13 protein-coding genes are annotated in these 17,647 nt (G+C 65.8%); 5 read left to right on the top strand and 8 right to left on the bottom strand.

Annotated features, from left to right (window positions below; all coding sequences use genetic code 11):
- The first annotated feature begins 153 nt into the window (after positions 1-153).
- A complete protein-coding gene (locus U0C82_RS03585; protein ID WP_322185676.1) occupies positions 154-999 on the top strand; it encodes a quinoprotein dehydrogenase-associated SoxYZ-like carrier in 846 nt (281 codons plus the stop codon).
- 84 nt (positions 1,000-1,083) lie between these two features.
- Here the strand turns inward: U0C82_RS03585 and U0C82_RS03580 are convergent, their stop codons facing one another.
- Both U0C82_RS03580 and gloB read right to left on the bottom strand, forming a co-directional pair.
- The gene (locus tag U0C82_RS03580; protein WP_322185675.1) at positions 1,084-1,536 is read right to left on the bottom strand and encodes a cupin domain-containing protein; all 453 of its coding nucleotides are present in this window, start codon (positions 1,534-1,536) and stop codon (positions 1,084-1,086) included.
- 91 nt (positions 1,537-1,627) lie between these two features.
- Complete coding sequence (gene gloB / locus U0C82_RS03575) at positions 1,628-2,392, bottom strand: hydroxyacylglutathione hydrolase (RefSeq protein WP_322185674.1); 765 nt, start codon at positions 2,390-2,392, stop codon at positions 1,628-1,630.
- 164 nt (positions 2,393-2,556) lie between these two features.
- Here gloB and U0C82_RS03570 point away from each other — a divergent pair, with 164 nt between their 5' ends.
- Positions 2,557-3,390 carry a class I SAM-dependent methyltransferase gene (locus U0C82_RS03570; protein WP_322185673.1) on the top strand — a complete coding sequence of 278 codons (834 nt, stop codon included), beginning with the start codon at positions 2,557-2,559 and terminating at the stop codon, positions 3,388-3,390.
- 197 nt (positions 3,391-3,587) lie between these two features.
- Here U0C82_RS03570 and U0C82_RS03565 read toward each other — a convergent pair whose 3' ends face one another.
- From U0C82_RS03565 to U0C82_RS03540, 6 genes are all read right to left on the bottom strand, one after another.
- A complete protein-coding gene (locus U0C82_RS03565) occupies positions 3,588-4,757 on the bottom strand; it encodes a nucleotide sugar dehydrogenase (protein WP_322185672.1) in 1,170 nt (389 codons plus the stop codon).
- A gap of 279 nt (positions 4,758-5,036) precedes the next feature.
- On the bottom strand, positions 5,037-6,863 hold the full coding sequence (gene glmS / locus U0C82_RS03560; RefSeq protein WP_322185671.1) for a glutamine--fructose-6-phosphate transaminase (isomerizing): 1,827 nt from the start codon (positions 6,861-6,863) through the stop codon (positions 5,037-5,039).
- Between the two features lie 194 nt (positions 6,864-7,057).
- Positions 7,058-8,242, bottom strand: a complete 1,185-nt coding sequence (locus U0C82_RS03555) for a pyridoxal phosphate-dependent aminotransferase (protein ID WP_322185971.1) — start codon at positions 8,240-8,242, stop codon at positions 7,058-7,060.
- Positions 8,243-8,277: 35 nt separating this feature from the next.
- Positions 8,278-9,072, bottom strand: coding sequence for an SDR family NAD(P)-dependent oxidoreductase (locus tag U0C82_RS03550; protein WP_322185670.1), 795 nt, complete (start codon positions 9,070-9,072; stop codon positions 8,278-8,280).
- Positions 9,073-9,147: 75 nt separating this feature from the next.
- On the bottom strand, positions 9,148-9,963 hold the full coding sequence (locus tag U0C82_RS03545) for an SDR family oxidoreductase (protein WP_322185669.1): 816 nt from the start codon (positions 9,961-9,963) through the stop codon (positions 9,148-9,150).
- Entirely contained in the window at positions 9,950-11,815 is a 1,866-nt protein-coding gene (locus U0C82_RS03540) for a glycoside hydrolase family 15 protein (RefSeq protein ID WP_322185668.1), read from the bottom strand. The genes U0C82_RS03545 and U0C82_RS03540 overlap by 14 nt, the downstream gene beginning before the upstream one ends.
- A 356-nt stretch (positions 11,816-12,171) precedes the next feature.
- On the opposite strand from U0C82_RS03540, the gene U0C82_RS03535 reads away from it, so the two are divergent.
- From U0C82_RS03535 to ilvA, 3 genes are all read left to right on the top strand, one after another.
- A complete protein-coding gene (locus U0C82_RS03535) occupies positions 12,172-13,623 on the top strand; it encodes a hypothetical protein (RefSeq protein ID WP_322185667.1) in 1,452 nt (483 codons plus the stop codon).
- Between the two features lie 228 nt (positions 13,624-13,851).
- Positions 13,852-15,801: a molecular chaperone DnaK gene (gene dnaK, locus U0C82_RS03530; protein WP_322185666.1), complete on the top strand. Its 1,950-nt coding sequence runs from the start codon at positions 13,852-13,854 to the stop codon at positions 15,799-15,801.
- Positions 15,802-16,337: 536 nt separating this feature from the next.
- A complete protein-coding gene (gene ilvA / locus U0C82_RS03525; protein ID WP_322185665.1) occupies positions 16,338-17,597 on the top strand; it encodes a threonine ammonia-lyase IlvA in 1,260 nt (419 codons plus the stop codon).
- Positions 17,598-17,647: the final 50 nt, after the last annotated feature.

Genomic DNA, 17,647 nt, shown 5'->3' with positions numbered 1-17,647 from the left:
GCGGACGGTAACGCCGGAATGATCGGCGGGATCTTGTCGCCGGGGAATGCTTGGGGCACATTCGGTTGAATGGATCAGACATGACATTCCGCGACAGGAACGCCGAAAAGGCGCGCGCGGCCGTCGTCCGGATCGTCAGCGGAGGAACATATCATGGCATTCAGGCGACGTCTCATCGTCAACACCACCCTTGCAACGCTGCTGGCGAGCGCGCTGGTCGCGCTGCCCCGGGCGGGCCTTGCCGAGAGCGACACGCAAACGCCCGAGGCCGCGGCCGCCGCGGCCGATTCCGCTTGGAGCGATCTGAAGGGCGATCTCTTCGGTGACAAGGAGCTGATCGCCGGTACCGATGCGGTCTCGCTCGACGCGCCGAGCCGCGCGGCCGACCCGGCGGTCGTCCCGATGACGATCAGCCTCGATCCGGCCAAGGACATTCGCAAGGTCACGCTCGTGATCGACGAGAATCCGTCGCCGGTGGCGGCGACATTCGACATTGCCGAAGGGGCGGGGCTCACCGAGCTGACGACCCGCGTGCGGGTCAATGCCTATACGGACGTTCACGTGGTCGCCGAAGATGCCGAGGGCAATCTCTACGTTACCCAGACATTCGTGAAGGCGGCCGGCGGCTGCGCGGCCCCGGCGGCGAAGGATCCCGAACTGGCCGCCCGCGAGATGGGCAAGATGAAGCTGCGCTCGTTCGGCAAGGCCGAGGGCTCGTCCACGACGCGCGAGGCCCAGCTGCAGATTCGCCACCCGAACAATTCCGGTCTCCAGAAGGACCAGGTGACGCTTCTGTACATTCCGGCGCACTTCGTGGACGAGATCGCGGTGTCGCGCGGCGGCGAGACGCTCTTCACCATGACGGGCGGCATCTCGATCTCCGAAGATCCGAATTTCCGGTTCAACTATGCGGGCGAGACCGAAAAGCCGTTCGAAGTGAAGGCGACGGATACGAACGGCAACGTCTTCGAGGAGACATTCCCGGTCACGCCCGCCTGAGCAATCGGAACTTGCCGTAAGCATGGATCTGGGAAGGGGCGCTTGAGCGCCCTTTCTCTCGTCGGCGGGGGAACTCGCCGGAGCCTAACGGCCCGAGCTCTTGCGCGGGGTCGGACGCCAGTTGTCCGGCGCCATCTCGAAACTGTCGAAGGTGAAGCCGGGCGCGACCGTGCATCCGACGAGCGTATAGGCGCCGAGGCTCGTCGCGGTCTGCCACCAGTTCGCCGGCACGACGAATTGCGGCCGCTGGTTCCGCAGAAGGTCCGGCCCGAGATGATGCGCGGACGCGTCGTGGCCGTCCGGCGACACGGTGATGACGAGCGGCGCGCCGCGATAATAGTGCCAGGCTTCCGCGGCGTCCGTCACGCGGTGCCATTCGGACGTTTCGCCGGCCTCAAGCAGATAGCAGATCGCCGTCGATCGGGCGCGTCCCGTCCCGTCCACCTCCGTGTCGCGGAAGGTTTCCCTGAACCAGCCGCCCTCCGGGTGTCGATCCAGTCCGAGCGTGTCGATGATCTGCCGGACCTCGGGGTTCATGGACGTTCCTCCTTCCCTCGGCGGACGCCGCCGACCCTTGCGATCCGCATGATTCACCTTGTGATCAGGGCTCGTGCGCGATGCTCTCGGTTCAGTAGCCGTCGCGTATCTTCCGGGCATGGGCGAATACCTCGACCGGGTCGGCACCCTCCATGCCGACCGCCTTCTGGAATGCGGGTTCGTCGACGCGCAGGAAGGGGTTGGTCTTCTTCTCCTTGCCGAGCGCGATCGGAAGGGTCGGCTTGCCGGCGGTGCGCAGATGTTCCACCTCGCTCGCCCGCTCGTGAATGAGAAGATTTGCGGGATCGAGATCGAGCGCGAAGCGCACATTCGTCGCGGTATATTCGTGTCCGCAGTAGAGCATGGTCTCGTCGGGCAGGGCGCGCAGGCGTTGAAGCGAGGCCCACATCATGGCGGGGTCGCCCTCGAAGAGGCGACCGCAGCCAAGCGAGAACAGGGCGTCCGCGGCGAACAGGGCAGGGGCGCCGGGAAGATAATAGGAGACCTCGCCGAGGGTATGGCCGGGCGTTGCGATGACCTGGACCTCGATGCCGCCGATGTCGAGCGTCCGGCCGCCTTCGACCGTCTCGTCGATGCCGGGGATTTTCGCCGCCTCGTCCTTCGGTCCGATGATGCGGGCGCCGAAGCGGGCCTTCAGCGCCTCGTTCGCCTCGACATGGTCCTGGTGGTGATGGGTCGTCAGAACATGGGTCAGCGTCCAGCCTTCGGCCTGGAGAGTATCGACAATCGGCCGTTCCTCGGGCGCGTCGATGGCGATCGTGGTTTCGCCCATGTGGACGAGCACGCCGAAATTGTCGCTTCGGCACCCGAACTGGCGGATCTCGATCTCGGACATGGGGCGGGGTTCCTCGGCTGGAGTCATGCTTGAGACGTCACATAAGGGCTCGATCGCCGCCGCCAAGGCGCTGCGCGATCCCCAGGCAATGCCACCGGCCCGATTGCGAAGCCGGCGGGCCGATGCCTATACTCGGACCTCGCCCTCGAGCGTTGTTCCACAAGGTGAGCGGTCTGACCACGAACGCCGATATCATCGACCTGCGCGATTTCTACCACAGCGCGCTCGGGCTGCAGGCAAGCCGCGCCGTCTGCGCTGCCCTGACGTCGATCTGGACGCCGATTTCCGAGGAGCGTCTCGTCGCGATCGGTTACGGCTCGCCCTTTCTCGACCGGTTCGGCGGGGATGCCGAGCGGGCGCTCGCCTTCATGCCGGCGACGCAAGGGGCCGCCTGCTGGCCGCATGGCGCCGCATCCCAGACCGCGCTGGTGGGGCTTGAAAGCCTGCCGCTCGGCGACGCCTCGATCGACCGCATCCTCGTCGCCCACGCGCTCGAATTCGCCGAAAGCCCGGAAGCTTTCATGGACGAGATCTGGCGGGTTCTTGCGCCCGGCGGACGCGTGGTCATCGTCGCGCCGAACCGGCGCGGCGTCTGGGCGCGGTTCGAGCATACGCCCTTCGGCTCCGGCCGGCCCTGGTCGCGCGGACAGTTGCAGCGGCTGCTGCGCGGATCGATGTTCACGCCCTCGACCTTTTCCGAGGCCCTGTTCTTTCCGCCCTTTCGCAAGCGTTCGCTGCTGACGGCGACGGGCCCGATCGAGCGGTTCGGGCGCAGGGCCTGGCCGGTGTTCGCGGGTGTCGTCATCGTCGAGGCGGTCAAGCAACTCTATCGCGGCGTGCCGGTCACCTCCCGGGAAAAGGTGCGCAAGCGCGTCAGCAAGCCCGTGCTCGTCCCGGCCGGGGCGGGCGCCGGCGCGCGTATCGCACGGCGTGAGGACGCGGCCGGCGCGGCGGTCGACGCGTCCGGAGCGACCCTTGGCGGGGCGACGAAAGCCTAGAGCGAAATGCGATAAGTCTGAATCGACATTTCGCTCTCAGTATTTGTTTTTCCGCATGATGTTGTCCGAAAAGTCATGCAACTTTTCGGCATCATGCTCTAGATGCGCGCCGTGGCCCGGCACGCAGGGCGGACGGCCTTTTCCGCCCCCGAACGGCCGGCCTGGCGGAAGCCTCGCCGCCTCGATCGGCGGCCGGCTCAGTTGGTGCCGAACAGGTCGCGCGTGTAGACCTTGGCCGCGACGTCGGACAGTTCGCCCACCATGCGGTTGGCGACGATGACGTCGCAGTCGGCCTTGAAGCGGTCGAGATCGGTTTCGATCCGCGAATTGAAGAAGTCGCTCTCTCCCGCCAGAATGGGTTCGTAGACAACCACCTCGATCCCCTTCGCCTTGATCCGCTTCATGATGCCCTGAATGCTGGATGCGCGATAATTGTCCGATTCGGCCTTCATCACCAGCCGGTAGACCCCGACGCGCTTCGGGCCCATGTCGAGGATCTGCCCCGCGATGAAGTCCTTGCGCGTCGAGTTGGAATCGATGATCGCCCGGATAAGGTTCTGCGGCACGTCGGAAAAGTTCGAATGCAGCTGCTTGGTGTCCTTGGGCAGGCAGTAGCCGCCATAGCCGAAGGACGGGTTGTTGTAGTGATCGCCGATCCGCGGATCGAGCGCGACGCCCGCGATGATCTGGCGGGTGTCGAGGCCGTGCGAGAGGGCGTAGCTGTCGAGTTCGTTGAAGAAGGCGACGCGCATGGCGAGATAGGTGTTGGCAAACAGCTTGATCGCCTCAGCTTCCGTCGAATCGGTCAAGAGAACGTCGATACCGTCCTTTCGGGCGCCCTCGAGCAGCAGCCCGGCGAACTGGCGCCCTCGCTCGGAGCGTTCGCCGACGACGATGCGCGAGGGGTGGAGATTGTCGTAGAGCGCCTTGCCCTCGCGCAGGAACTCGGGCGAGAAGATCACGTTCTCGCACCCGGTTCGCCGGCGAATGCCGGCGGTGTAGCCGACCGGCACGGTGGATTTGATGACCATCACGGCCTGCGGCGCACGATCCAGCACCTCGCCGATCACCGCCTCGATCGAACGCGTATCGAAGGCGTTCGATCGCGGATCGTAATTGGTCGGCGTCGCGATGACGACGAAGTCGGCGCCCTCGAAGGCCTCGGCCGGGTCCGTCGTCGCCTGCAGGTCGAGGGCCTGCGTGTTCAGGAAGTCCTGGAGATGATCGTCGATGATCGGCGAGACCCCCCGGTTCACCATCTCCACCCGCTCCGGCAGGAGATCGACCGCGACGACCCGGTTGTGCTGCGCGAGGAGGGCGGAGTTCGAGAGCCCGACATAGCCGAGCCCGGCAACTGCAATCTTCATCGTCCGTCCCTGCGAGGCCCGTCCCGGCGGCATGCGGAGAGGTCGCCTCGCCCGATGCAGTCGGTCCCATCACGTTCGCGCCGGTCGGTCGCGGGCAGGGGGTCCGGTTCTTCGGTCGGGGGTACGGGGTGAAGCCTGGCCGGCAAGCGCAACCGACTCCCGGTCCTTCTCGCTCCCCGACGCAGGCGCGCCACCCCACGATCCGAATCGATCCGGGACCCGCCGGATCCGGCGGTACGGCGAAGCGTTACCGGCCGGTTTCAACAATCGGATGACGGTTCACTCGACGGTGACGGATTTCGCCAGATTTCGCGGCTGATCGACGTCGGTGCCCATCTGGACGGCGGTATGGTAGGCCAGAAGCTGCAGCGGGATCGCGTAGACGATCGGGGTCAGGATCTCCGGCATCTCGGGAAGGACGATCGTGTAGGCCTCGTCGACGATCCGGGCGGCCGCCCCCCTTGCGTCGGTGAGGAGGATGATCTTGCCGCCGCGGGCCGCGACTTCCTGGACGTTCGAGGCGGTCTTCTCGAAGCTTCGGTCGTGCGGAGCGATGACGACCACCGGCATGGTGTCGTCGATCAGCGCGATGGGACCATGCTTCAGCTCGCCCGCGGCGTAGCCCTCGGCGTGGATATAGCTGATCTCCTTCAGCTTCAGCGCGCCCTCCATGGCGAGCGGGAAGGAAAAGCCGCGGCCGAGGAACAAGGCGTGGCTCTTGGTCGCCATCTCGCGGGCGAGCTGTTCGATCTGGCTTTCCAGCTTGATCGCTTCGTTGACGAGGCGTGGCGCTTCCTGAAGCGTCCGCGTGAGTTCGAGCTCCTGCGCCGGCGAGATCCGGCCCTTCGCGACGCCCGCCCTTATGGCGAGCGCGGCGAGCGCCATCAACTGGCACGTGAAGGCCTTGGTCGAGGCGACGCCGATCTCGGGGCCGGCGAGGGTGGGAAGCACGTGCGCCGCCTCGCGGGCGATCGTCGATTCGTCGACATTGACGATCGCCGCCGTGTCGACGCCCTCGGCCTTGGCATGGCGCAGCGAGGCAAGCGTATCGGCGGTCTCGCCCGATTGCGAGACGAAGAGGGCGAGATCGACGTCGTCCAGCGGACTTTCGCGGTAGCGGAACTCGGACGCGACATCGAGATCGCAGGCGATCCGCGCATAGCGCTCGAAATAGTACCGCCCGACGAGGGCGGCATAATAGCCGGTTCCGCAGGCCGACAGGGCCATGCGACCGACCGTGGAAAAATCGATCGACGCCGATGCCGGAAGCCGGGTCCTGCCGGTGGTCAGATCGACAAAGGCGCCCAGCGTGTGGCCGACGACTTCGGGCTGCTCGTAGATCTCCTTCAGCATGAAGTGGCGGTGGTTGCCCTTGTCCACGTAGAGCGGCTTGCCGGACGAGCGCTTGACGGGCCGGTCGACGGGCTTGCCGTGCGCGTCGAAGATCGCGATCCGTTCGCGCGTGAGGACGGCGAGATCGCCCTCTTCGAGATAGCGCACCCGGTCCGTGAACGGCGACAGGGCGATGGCGTCCGAGCCGAGGAACATCTCGCCCTCGCCGTCCCCCACGACCAGCGGCGAGCCCCGCCGTGCGGCGATCAGGAGATCGTCCTCGCCCTCGAACAGGAAGGCCAGCGAGAACGCGCCTTCGAGCCTTGCGAGCGCGTTCTGGACGGCCTCCTTCGGCGCAAGGCCGAGCGCCATCTGGGCGGTGACGAGATGGGCGACGGTCTCGGTGTCGGTCTGGCTTTCGAAGACCGCGCCACCGGCTTCGAGCTCTTCCCGCAGGTCGCGATAGTTCTCGATGATGCCGTTGTGGACGAGCGACAGTCGGCCGGTCTGGTGCGGATGGGCGTTCGCCTCGGTCGGCTGGCCATGGGTCGCCCAGCGGGTGTGGCCGATGCCGATGGTGCCGATGCGCGGGTTGCGGTCGAGCTTGTCCACCAGATTGACCAGCTTGCCCTCGGCGCGAAGACGCGACAGCACGCCGTCCTCGATCGTGGCGATTCCCGCCGAATCGTAGCCCCGATATTCGAGCCGCTTCAGACTGTCGATCAACCGTTCGGCGACGGGCCTGGAACTGACGATGCCGATGATGCCGCACATGGCGATACTCGCTTCCTGGCTGGACTGCTTCGACGCGCGGACCCGGAAGGGACGGGCGCGCCATGGGTTTCGCCTTCATAGCGCACCGGTTCGAAACCGCACGTCACAAAGAATGACCCGATCTTACAAGCGGCCGGGCGGGCGGGCGGCCGACCGCCTCGATCGCAAGGCGGGGGACGCGGGCGCGAGCCCGCTCAGGTCTCGGGCTGGTTCTCCTCGAGGAACGTTGCCACGCGGTCCATGGCCCGGGCGATGTTCACTTCCGAATTGGCGTAGGAGATGCGGATATAGCCTTCGCCCAGAATGCCGAAATCGGGCCCGCCGACCATCGCGACATGGGATCGGTCGAGAAGAGCCGAGGCGAGCTTCTTCGCCTTCCAGCCAGTGTCGACGATGTTCGGGAACGCGTAGAACGCGCCCTTCGGCACCGTACAGGTCACGCCGGGCAGCGCATTGGCCCGCTCGACGACCAGCCTGCGGCGGCGGTCGAAGGCCTCCATCATCCGCTTGACATCCGTCTGCGGCCCGTCGATCGCGGCGATGCCGGCGAACTGGCTCGGCGCGTTGACGCAGGACCAGCAATTGACGGCGAGCTTGCGCACCTTGCCGATCAGCCCGTCCGGCCAGATCGACCAGCCCATGCGCCAGCCCGTCATCGCCCAGGTCTTCGACCAGCCGTTGAGGACGATGAGCCGGTCGCGGATCTCCGGATAGGACAGCAGCGAGACGTTCGTCGCCCCGTCATAGGTCATGACGTCGTAGATCTCGTCGGACATGATCGCGACGTCCGGAAACTCCGCCAGGCCCGCGACGAGCTTGTCGATCTCGGCCTTCGGCGTCACGCCTCCCGTGGGGTTCGCCGGCGAGTTCAGGATGAGAAGCCGCGTCCTGTCGGTCAGGAGGGAAAGGGTTTCCTCGGCCGAGAACGCAAAGCCGTTCTCCTCGCGCATCGGTACGGGAACGGGCGTTGCGCCGGTGAATTCGATCATCGAGCGATAGATCGGAAAACCGGGATCGGGATAGAGGATCTCCGCGCCCGGTTCGCCGAACAGCAGGATCGCGGCGAACATTGTCGGCTTGCCGCCGGGCATGATCATCACGCTTTCGGGCGAGATCTCGGCGCCGGTCACCGTGAACGTGCGCCGGGCGACGGCCTCGCGGCAGGCCAGGAGCCCGTTTGCCGGCGTGTAGCCATGATGCCCGTCCCGCAGCGCCTTGATGGCCGCTTCCACGATATGCGGCGGGGTCAGGAAGTCCGGCTGCCCGATGCCGAGATTGACGACGTCCTTGCCCTCGCTCGAAAGCCTGGTTGCCCGCGCGAGCACGGCGAACGCGTTCTCCTCGCCGATTCGGTCGAAGGCGGAAATGGTCTGCAGCATGTGGGAGGCTTTCATGAGTGAAGGCGTTCGGCCGATCAGTCCTCGTCGTTCCTGACCGGCACCACGTAGTTGAGGGCAAGGCGTCCGCCATCGGCGTAGACCGTCTGACCCGTCATATAGCTCGCATCGTCGGAGGCAAGGAATGCGGCGATGGATGCGATTTCCTTGGGCTCGCCGATACGCCCGAGGGGGGTGCGCGACAGGATCGTGTTCCGCGCCGCGGGATCGTTGGCGACGGCGTGGAGGAGCTCGGTCATGATCGAGCCGGGGCCGATCGCGTTGACGCGGATGCCGTAGGGCGCGAGCGCGAGCGCCATGACCTTGGTGAGCTGTTTCAGCCCGCCCTTCGACACCGAGTAGCCGACCTGATCGGCGAGCGCGAACTCGGCGTTGACCGAGGACATGTTGATGATGGTGCCGGCGCTGCCGCCCTGCCTGATCTTCTCGACCATGTGCTGGGCGACCGCCTGGCCGCACAGGAACGCGCCCTTCAGATTGATGTCCAGGACGCGCTGGAAATCGGCGACGTCGAGATCGAGGAAGCCCGCCTTGTGGACGATGCCGGCATTGTTGACGAGGATGTCGACGTCGCTGAAGGCATCGAGAGCCGAGGCGAGGAGATTGTGGACGTCGAGCTTCTCGGCGACGTTGGCGTGCACGAAACGCGCTTCGCCGAACTCCGATAGGTCCCGCGCGGCCTCAGCGCCGGCCCGCTCGTTGATATCGGCGATGACGACCTTCGCGCCATCGTGCAGAAAACGCCGGGCGATCGCGTAGCCTATTCCCGTCGCGCCGCCGGTGACGATCGCAACGCGTCCATCAAGAGCCATGGTCCAATCTCCTCATCCGGCGCGGCCTTCGGCAACGCCCCTGGCGGACGGCTTTAAACCTCTCGCGCGAAAGCCTCAACCGTTCCCCTTGAAGCCCGGATAGAGCGTCATGCCGCCATCGACGAAGATCGTCTGGCCGGTGACGTAGTCGGAGGCGTCGGACGCCAGCCAGGCGACCACCCGGCCGATATCGTCCGGCTCGCCGATCCGGCCGTACGGGATGAGGTCGAGCATGGCGTTTCGCCCGGCTTCGTCGTCGCGTTCGGCCTCGTTGATCGCGGTCGCGATCGCGCCCGGCGCGACCGCGTTGACGCGGATCTTTTCGGACGCGGTCTCCTGCGCGAGCGATTCCATCAGAAGCTTCAGGCCGCCCTTGGAGGCGGCGTAATTGGCGTGAAACGCCCAGGGAATGCGCTGGTGGACGGAGGAATCGAAGATCAGCTTGCCGAGCGCCGGTGAAATCTCCTCGCGCAGGCCCTTGCGTCGAAAGCGCCTGATCGCTTCGCGTCCGACGAGGAAGCCGCCGCCGAGATTGACGGAGATCGCCTTGTTCCAGTCCTCGAAGCTCATCTCGCCGATCGCCGCGTCGGCCTGCAGCCCGGCATTGGAGAAGACGATGTCGACGGGGCCGAGCGCGTCCTCGGCCGCGTCGAAGAGGCCGATCACATCCTCTTCCTTCGAGACGTCGGCGCCGATGGCGATGGCCGTGCCGCCCTGCTCCTCGATGGTGTCGCACAGCGCGCGGGCGTCCGCCTCGCTGCTGCGATAGTTGACCACCACCCGTGCGCCGGCCTCGGCCAGGGTTCGCGCCGCGGCCGCTCCGATGCCCGAGGAGGCACCGGTGACGATGGCCGACTGGCCCTTGAGGGAGAACAGATCAAAATATGCCATCGGGATCCTCCAGCATGTTGAATTCGAAATAATGCGGATCCTGACTGTCGCCGTTGAGGGCCCGGTCGAGCCAGATGGCGGCCGATATCAGGGAGAGATGCGTCAGGGCCTGGGGGAAATTGCCCAGATGGTCGCCGGCGGACGACAATTCCTCCGAATAGAGCCCCAGATGGTTGGCATAGGTGTGCAGCTTTTCGAACAGCAGCCGGGCTTCGGCGACGTAGCCCGTGCGCGCCAGCGCCTCCACATACCAGAAGGAGCAGATCGTGAAGGCGCCTTCCTCGCCGTCGAGCCCGTCATCGTTCTCCGCGCCGTTCTTGTAGCGGTAGACGAGGCAGTCGTGGACGAGCTCGCGCTTCACCGCCTTCAGCGTCGACGTCCACATGGGATCGCGCGGGTTGATGAACTTGACGAGCGGCATCAGGAGGACGACGGCATCGAGCGTCGTGGAGCCCTTGAACTGGGTGAACGCGCCGATCTCCGGGTTCCAGAACTCCTCCAGAAGGGTCTTCTGGATCGTGTCGCGCTCGCGGCGCCACTCCTCGATATTGGCCGGCAGGGACTGCTCCAGCGCCATGCGCAGCGCCCGGTCGAGTGCCACCCAGCACATCAGCCGCGAGGACAGATATTCCTGCGGCTCGCCCCGGCTTTCCCATATGCCCTTGTCCTTGCGCCGCCAGTTCTCGCAAACCCAGTCGGTCATGCGGGCGAGCTTGATCCAGACCGAATAGGCCGGCTTGCCGCGCGCCTTGGTGGAAATGTAGACCGCATCCATGAACTCGCCGTAGATGTCGAGCTGGAGCTGGTCGAACGCGCCATTGCCGATCCGCACGGGCCGCGAGCCGGCGTAGCCGGACAGATGATCGAGGGCGACCTCGCCGAGTTCGGATCTGCCATCCATGCCGTACATGATCTGGAGGCCCTGCGCCCCGTCCTCGACCGCCCGCTCCATCAAAAAGTGGATGAAGGTCTCGGCCTCGTCGTAATAGCCGAGGCGGGACAGGCTGTAGAGGGTGAAGGCGGCGTCCCGCACCCAGCAGTAGCGATAGTCCCAGTTGCGTTCGCCGCCCGGCACTTCCGGCAGGCCGAACGTCGCGGCGGCCGCGATCGACCCGTGCTGCGCGGACGTCAGCAGCTTGAGGGTGAGAGCGGATCGCACGACGAGTTCGCGCCAGAACGAGGGATAGTTCCCGCGATTGACCCATTTGTGCCAGTAGTCGCGGGTTTCCCGGAAGGTGCGCCTGACATAGGCATCGTCGATCTTCGGCGCCCCGGCCCGGCCCGGGCAGAGGACGACGTAGGCATCCTCGTCCTCCTCCAGGCCGATGCGGGCGGTGACGCGATCGTCCGCGATGGTCACCGGAAAGGAGGTGTAGACCGAAATCGGGCTCTCCGCCCCCTCCCATCCGATCGAGAACCCGCCCTCGATCGCCGTCAGCTGCGGCTTGGTCCGCCCGTAATCGGGACGCGGCGTCATGTCGAACGCGAAATCGACGCTGGCGGTGATCGCCTTGGCGCGCCGAACGATGCGACCCGTGCCGTCGATCGGCATGAAGTCGCAAACCTCGCCGATGCCGCCCTCGTCGAGAAAGCGAGTGATCAGGATGTTGGTGTCGGGCAGATACATCTGCTTGGTGTTGGCCTGACGGCTCCTGGCTTCGGCCGCGAACGTGAAGGAGCCGCCCTTTTCATCGTCGAGGATCGAGGCGAAGACCGAGGGCGAATCGATCTCGGGATGGCAGAAAAAGGTGATCGTCCCGTCGTCGGCAACGAGCGCCAGCGTTCTCATGTCGCCGATGACGCCATGTCTCGAAATGGCGTGCTGGATGTCCTTTGCGGCGGGTGCGGGCATGATATCTCACTGTTCTCGACGGTTTGGATGCTGCGAAGCGTCCAGCTAGGGCTTGCGGTTGCCGGGGCATGTGCGACGTATCGCGCGTGAAACAAGCGCGTCCCGTGCAGGACGGCGATGCGACGGCATGTTCACCTCTTTTGGGTGCTGGCGTGCGCGTGGACCTTGCACGGCCCCCGCGCACGCACAATTGAGAGGATTGGCGCGCGGACCGGCATCCGGCGCCGGGGACAGGCGACGGCCCGTGATTGCACCGATGGGCGAGCTTGCCTAAGCTTGCAGGTGCGAGAAGAGGGCTCGGAGCCCGTCGGGATCATCGATCGAAGCGGTCTTTGGTCGGTGAAGGGGTTTGGGGTTTGGCGAGCGCGATCGAAAACAGTATCCGGCGTGCCCTCGAAGCCGGCGATTTCGAGAGCCCGCACTTTCGTCAAGGCGTCTATGCGGCAGCGGAACGGGCGATCGAACGCGTGCTGGCGGCAACGGACGACGAGGCCGTGGCGGTCGCCAAGCGCCGCGAGTTCGAGGATGCGATCGCCGCCGTCGAGGCCGATTATGGTCCGGGGTCCGCGTCGAACAAGGACCGGGCCGTTTCCCCGGGCGGGACCGAGGGCGATGGCGCGCCGATATCGCTGCACGGGCAACATGACGGCGATTTTCCCGCGGACCTGCGCCAGGACGGCGGAACGGGTTCGCCGGCGGATGGCCCGGCAGGCGTCGAAGCTGCACCGGCCGCCGTGCCCGAAATGGGTCTTCCCGGGTCCCGAACGGGCCCCGTCGTCGGCGTGCCGGTGCTCGACGCCCAGACCCGGGAACCGGCCGGCGACAAGCGGGTGCCCGAGCCGGTTCTCGGCGAGGCCGACGCCCCTGCCTGGGGCGCCGGTCCGCAGGCCTTAGCCGAGGATGGGCGGCAGGATCGGGACGGCGACGGGCCTCGAAACCGTGCGCCGCGTGCGTTCGCGCCGCCGCCGCGCGTGGATGCGGCCGGCGACGAACCCTTCGAGCAGGGGCTCGATCTCGGCCGGGTGACGCCGCAGCAGGAGCCGTCCGGGCGAGCGGCGGACGATCCGGACAGCGTCGTCACGGCCAGCGGGCCGCTCTACACCGGCGACCGTGGGGGCGAGGGGGCGGACAATCCACGTTCACGCCAAGGCTTCGACGACTGGCGCCCGGGAGCGAAAAGTGGCGAGCGGAAGGCGCGGAAGAAGCGCGGCGGCTTTCTCGTTTCGGCGATCATCGGCCTGCTGTTCCTGTTTCTGCTGGCGGCCGCCGCCTATCTGCTGGTGCCCTTCCTCGTCTCCACCGCGTCCAACGAGGCGCCGCGTAGCGCCGCCGAGGGCGAGGCGGGCGGCGAGGATCCCGGCGACGGCCGGAACTGGATCTCGATCTTCTCCGGACGCGAGATCGACCAGATCTCGACGCCGAACGGCGGCCGCGTGACGAGCGAAACGGCCCCCAACGGCGCGGATGCCGTGCGCATCTCCGCTCCGCAGGGCGACGATGGCGGCGAGATCGGCTTTCTCGTCGGCCGGGGTGTCATGTCGCGCCTGTCCGGCCGTCAGGTGCAGGCCGAACTCACCGTCGGGTCGATCGACGGCGCCGAGCGGACCTTCACCGTGCGCTGCCTCTTCGAGGGCGAAAGCCGCTGCGGTCGCCAGCGCTTCACGGTTCAGCAGGTCAGCGCGCCCTTCGTCTTCGTCATCGACCTGACCGCGGTGGAAGGGGAGGCCGGCGAGATCGCGATCGACCCCTCGATCGGCGAAGGCACCGATCTTCTCGTCTACGGCCTGCGCCTGACGTCGATGGGCTAGATCCGCGAAACGGTGGCCCCGCGCTAATTTCGCAAGGCTCACGCTTTCGCGAGTGACGCGCCTTGCGAGCCGAAATTCCGCTTCATATATACGCCTCAACGCCGAACTGGCCGGGCGGCACTCGTACTTCAACGGCCTCTGACATCCCAAGAATTGACAGGGGCTGTCCTCTAGAACGCCTCGCACGAGGGTCGCTGGACGGCTCGCTTAAGAAGGAGAATTTGGAACATGGCGAAGGTCATCGGTATCGATCTCGGGACCACCAATTCCTGCGTTTCCGTCATGGACGGCAAGACCCCCAAGGTGATCGAGAACGCCGAAGGCGCCCGCACGACGCCTTCCATGGTGGCGTTCACGGACGATGGGGAACGCCTCGTGGGCCAGCCGGCCAAGCGCCAGGCGGTCACCAACCCCGAAAACACGATGTTCGCCGTCAAGCGGTTGATCGGTCGTCGCTACGAGGACCCGACCGTTGCGAAGGACAAGAATCTCGTTCCTTACGCGATCGTCAAGGGCGACAATGGCGATGCCTGGGTCCAGGCCGACGGGGAGAAATATTCGCCCTCGCAGATCTCGGCGATGATCCTGCAGAAGATGAAGGAAACCGCCGAGGCCTATCTCGGCGAAAAGGTCGAGAAGGCCGTCATCACGGTTCCCGCCTACTTCAACGACGCCCAGCGCCAGGCGACCAAGGACGCCGGCAAGATCGCGGGTCTTGAAGTCCTGCGCATCATCAACGAGCCGACCGCGGCAGCGCTCGCCTATGGCCTCGACAAGACCGAGGGCAAGACCATCGCGGTCTACGATCTGGGCGGTGGCACGTTCGACGTGTCGATCCTCGAGATCGGCGACGGCGTGTTCGAGGTGAAGTCGACCAATGGCGACACCTTCCTCGGCGGCGAAGACTTCGACATGCGTCTCGTCGACTACTTCGCGTCCGAGTTCAAGAAGGACCAGGGCATCGACCTCAAGGGCGACAAGCTGGCCTTGCAGCGCCTGAAGGAAGCGGCCGAGAAGGCCAAGATCGAGCTGTCCTCCGCGTCCCAGACTGAGATCAACCTGCCGTTCATCACGGCGGACCAGTCCGGTCCCAAGCACATGACCATGAAGCTGTCGCGCTCGAAGTTCGAAAGCCTCGTCGACGATCTCGTCCAGCGTACGGTCGGCCCGATGAAGGCGGCCCTCAAGGATGCGTCCATGTCGGCGAGCGAGATCGACGAGGTCGTTCTCGTCGGCGGCATGACACGCATGCCGAAGGTGCAGGAGACGGTGAAATCCTTCTTCGGCAAGGAGCCGCACAAGGGCGTGAACCCGGATGAGGTCGTGGCCATGGGCGCCGCCATCCAGGCCGGCGTTCTCCAGGGCGACGTCAAGGACGTGCTGCTCCTCGACGTGACCCCGCTGTCGCTCGGCATCGAGACGCTGGGCGGCGTGTTCACCCGTCTCATCGATCGCAACACGACGATCCCGACCAAGAAGTCCCAGACCTTCTCGACGGCCGAGGACAACCAGAACGCCGTGACCATCCAGGTCTTCCAGGGTGAGCGCGAAATGGCGGTCGACAACAAGTCGCTCGGCCGGTTCAACCTCGAGGGCCTGCCGCCGGCGCCGCGGGGCGTGCCGCAGATCGAGGTCACCTTCGACATCGACGCCAACGGCATCGTCAACGTATCGGCCAAGGACAAGGGCACCAACAAGGAGCAGCGGATCACGATCCAGGCCTCCGGTGGTCTGTCGGACGCCGATATCGAGCAGATGGTGAAGGACGCCGAGGCCAATGCCGAGGAGGACAAGAAGCGTCGCGCGACGGTCGAAGCCAAGAATCAGGGCGAGGCTCTGGCGCATTCGGCCGAGAAGTCCCTCGAGGAGTATGGCGACAAGGTCTCCGAGGACGATCGCGACGAGATCCGTTCGGCGATCGACGCGCTGAAGGCCGAACTCGAGAAGGACGGCGCCGACGCCGAGACGATCAAGGCCAAGAGCGACACCCTCGCCCAGGCTTCGATGAAGCTCGGTCAGGCGATGTACGAGGCGGCCCAGTCCGACGACGCATCCAGCGAAGCGGCCGCCGCGGCCGATGCGGCCAAGGATGCCAAGGGCGCTTCGAACGACGATGTCGTCGATGCGGACTACGAAGAGGTCAACGACAGCGACGACGACAAGCGCAAGAGCGCGTAAGTCTTCCAAGCGTTCGAATCTGAATGAAGCACCCCGGCGGGCAACCGCCGGGGTTTTTTGATGCGGGGTGAAGGGTTAGCCGTCCTCGCATGATCAGGCGTCCGGCAGCTTCCGGACGACGCGCCTCCCGAACCCAGACGATCCGATCCTGCGGCGATCTTCCGGCGCTCTAGAACGCGCGCGTCAGCCGTCCGGCTTTACAATGGACGCCGGATCGCCCATGACGGGCGCGAGATATCAGCGCGATGCGAATGAGGGAGCGTGACGAATGTTGACCATACGATCGATCGACCGGACCGCGCTCCCGATTATCGGCGCCGGCGTCATCGCCCGGCGGCGGGCGTCCTGAGAGGACGCCAGCCCTTTCCCGCGATCACGACCGGCCGGCCCCTTGCGAGATGCGACGACGCATCCATCGCCGCCGAACCCGTTTGCTTTCCCATCGTCCCGCGACAGGCGGAACCGCAGCGCCCAAGGCGATCCCAGCCGATCGCCGCGCCTCGCGCCCCGTCCGTCAGCCCGCAAAAGACCCTGTGATGACCGATACCGAATTCACCGCCGGCGTTGCCGAAGCCCTGACCGCGCTTCGCGGCCTCTTTCCCGAGACCCCGCTGCAGCTCAACGAGCATCTGTCGGCCAAGTACGATGCCCGCATCTTTCTGAAGCGCGAGGACCTGACGCCGGTCCGCTCCTACAAGATCCGCGGTGCCTTCAACTTCATGCGCAAGCGCATGGCGAACGGCGGCAATGGGGCGAAGTTCTGCTGCGCGTCGGCCGGCAACCATGCCCAGGGGTTCGCCTTCGCCTGCCGGCATTTCGGCGTGAAGGGCCGCATCTTCATGCCGGTGACGACGCCGCAGCAGAAGATCGCCAAGACGCGAACCTTCGGCGGCGAGGCGATCGAGATCGAGCTGGTCGGCGATTTCTTCGACGATTCCTACAAGGCGGCCAAGGCCCATGCCGAGCGCGAGGGCGCCGAACTCGTCCCGCCGTTCGACCATGTCGATATCGTCGAGGGGCAGGCGAGCGTTGCCCAGGAAATCCTGAGCCAGCTCGGACCGGAAAGGGCCGACATCGTGGTGATGCCGGTCGGCGGCGGCGGGCTGGCCTCGGGCATGACGCGTTATTTTCACGGCACCGAAGGCGCGCCGAGCGACCTTCGCTTCGTCGAGCCGCTGGGTGCGCCCAGCCTCAAGACCAGCCTCGAAGGCGGTGTCCTCGCCAGGATGGAGAAGATCGACGGTTTCGTCGACGGCGCGTCGGTCGCCGAAATCGGGCGGATCCCGTTCGACATCCTCAAGCGCTTCGACGGCAATGTCGTCCATCTCGCGCCCGAGGGCCGGCTGTGCGGCACCATGCTGGAAATGCTGAACGTCGAGGGCATCGTGCTGGAGCCTGCGGGCGCCCTGACCATCGATGCGCTGAAAGGCTTCGGTACGGAGCTTGCCGGCAAGACGGTGGTGGCGATCGTCTCCGGCGGCAATTTCGACTTCGAGCGGCTGCCCGACGTGAAGGAGAGGGCGCTGCGCTTCGAGGGGCTGAAGAAATATTTCATCCTGCGGCTGGCCCAGCGTCCGGGCGCCCTCAAGGACTTCCTCAACCAGATGGGGCCGGACGACGATATTTCGCGTTTCGAATATCTGAAGAAATCGGCGCGCGATTTCGGCTCGATCCTGCTCGGTGTCGAGACGAAGGATCGCGCGAACTTCGACACCCTGCTCGCCAAGTTCGATGCCGGCGGCATCCGCTATCAGGACATCACCAACGATCCAATCGTCGCCGATCTCCTGATCTGACGCATTGAAGGGACAGCCCTTGCATGACGGCGGTCCTCGCCCGCCGCCTG

It is taken from the genome of Fulvimarina uroteuthidis, assembly GCF_034321785.1.
GTDB lineage: Bacteria > Pseudomonadota > Alphaproteobacteria > Rhizobiales > Rhizobiaceae > Fulvimarina > Fulvimarina uroteuthidis.
The sequence above is the reverse complement of the archived record's forward strand: the minus strand, read 5'-3'. Positions and strand labels throughout refer to the sequence as shown.

What these genes read in the sequence shown, in the direction of transcription:
- U0C82_RS03585 (WP_322185676.1), top strand. Translation starts at nt 154, where the DNA reads ATGGCATTCAGGCGACGTCTCATCGTCAACACCACCCTTGCAACGCTG.
- U0C82_RS03580 (WP_322185675.1), bottom strand. Translation starts at nt 1,536, where the DNA reads ATGAACCCCGAGGTCCGGCAGATCATCGACACGCTCGGACTGGATCGA.
- gloB (WP_322185674.1), bottom strand. Translation starts at nt 2,392, where the DNA reads ATGTCCGAGATCGAGATCCGCCAGTTCGGGTGCCGAAGCGACAATTTC.
- U0C82_RS03565 (WP_322185672.1), bottom strand. Translation starts at nt 4,757, where the DNA reads ATGAAGATTGCAGTTGCCGGGCTCGGCTATGTCGGGCTCTCGAACTCC.
- glmS (WP_322185671.1), bottom strand. Translation starts at nt 6,863, where the DNA reads ATGTGCGGCATCATCGGCATCGTCAGTTCCAGGCCCGTCGCCGAACGG.
- U0C82_RS03555 (WP_322185971.1), bottom strand. Translation starts at nt 8,242, where the DNA reads ATGCTGCAGACCATTTCCGCCTTCGACCGAATCGGCGAGGAGAACGCG.
- U0C82_RS03550 (WP_322185670.1), bottom strand. Translation starts at nt 9,072, where the DNA reads ATGGCTCTTGATGGACGCGTTGCGATCGTCACCGGCGGCGCGACGGGA.
- U0C82_RS03545 (WP_322185669.1), bottom strand. Translation starts at nt 9,963, where the DNA reads ATGGCATATTTTGATCTGTTCTCCCTCAAGGGCCAGTCGGCCATCGTC.
- U0C82_RS03540 (WP_322185668.1), bottom strand. Translation starts at nt 11,815, where the DNA reads ATGCCCGCACCCGCCGCAAAGGACATCCAGCACGCCATTTCGAGACAT.
- dnaK (WP_322185666.1), top strand. Translation starts at nt 13,852, where the DNA reads ATGGCGAAGGTCATCGGTATCGATCTCGGGACCACCAATTCCTGCGTT.
- ilvA (WP_322185665.1), top strand. Translation starts at nt 16,338, where the DNA reads ATGACCGATACCGAATTCACCGCCGGCGTTGCCGAAGCCCTGACCGCG.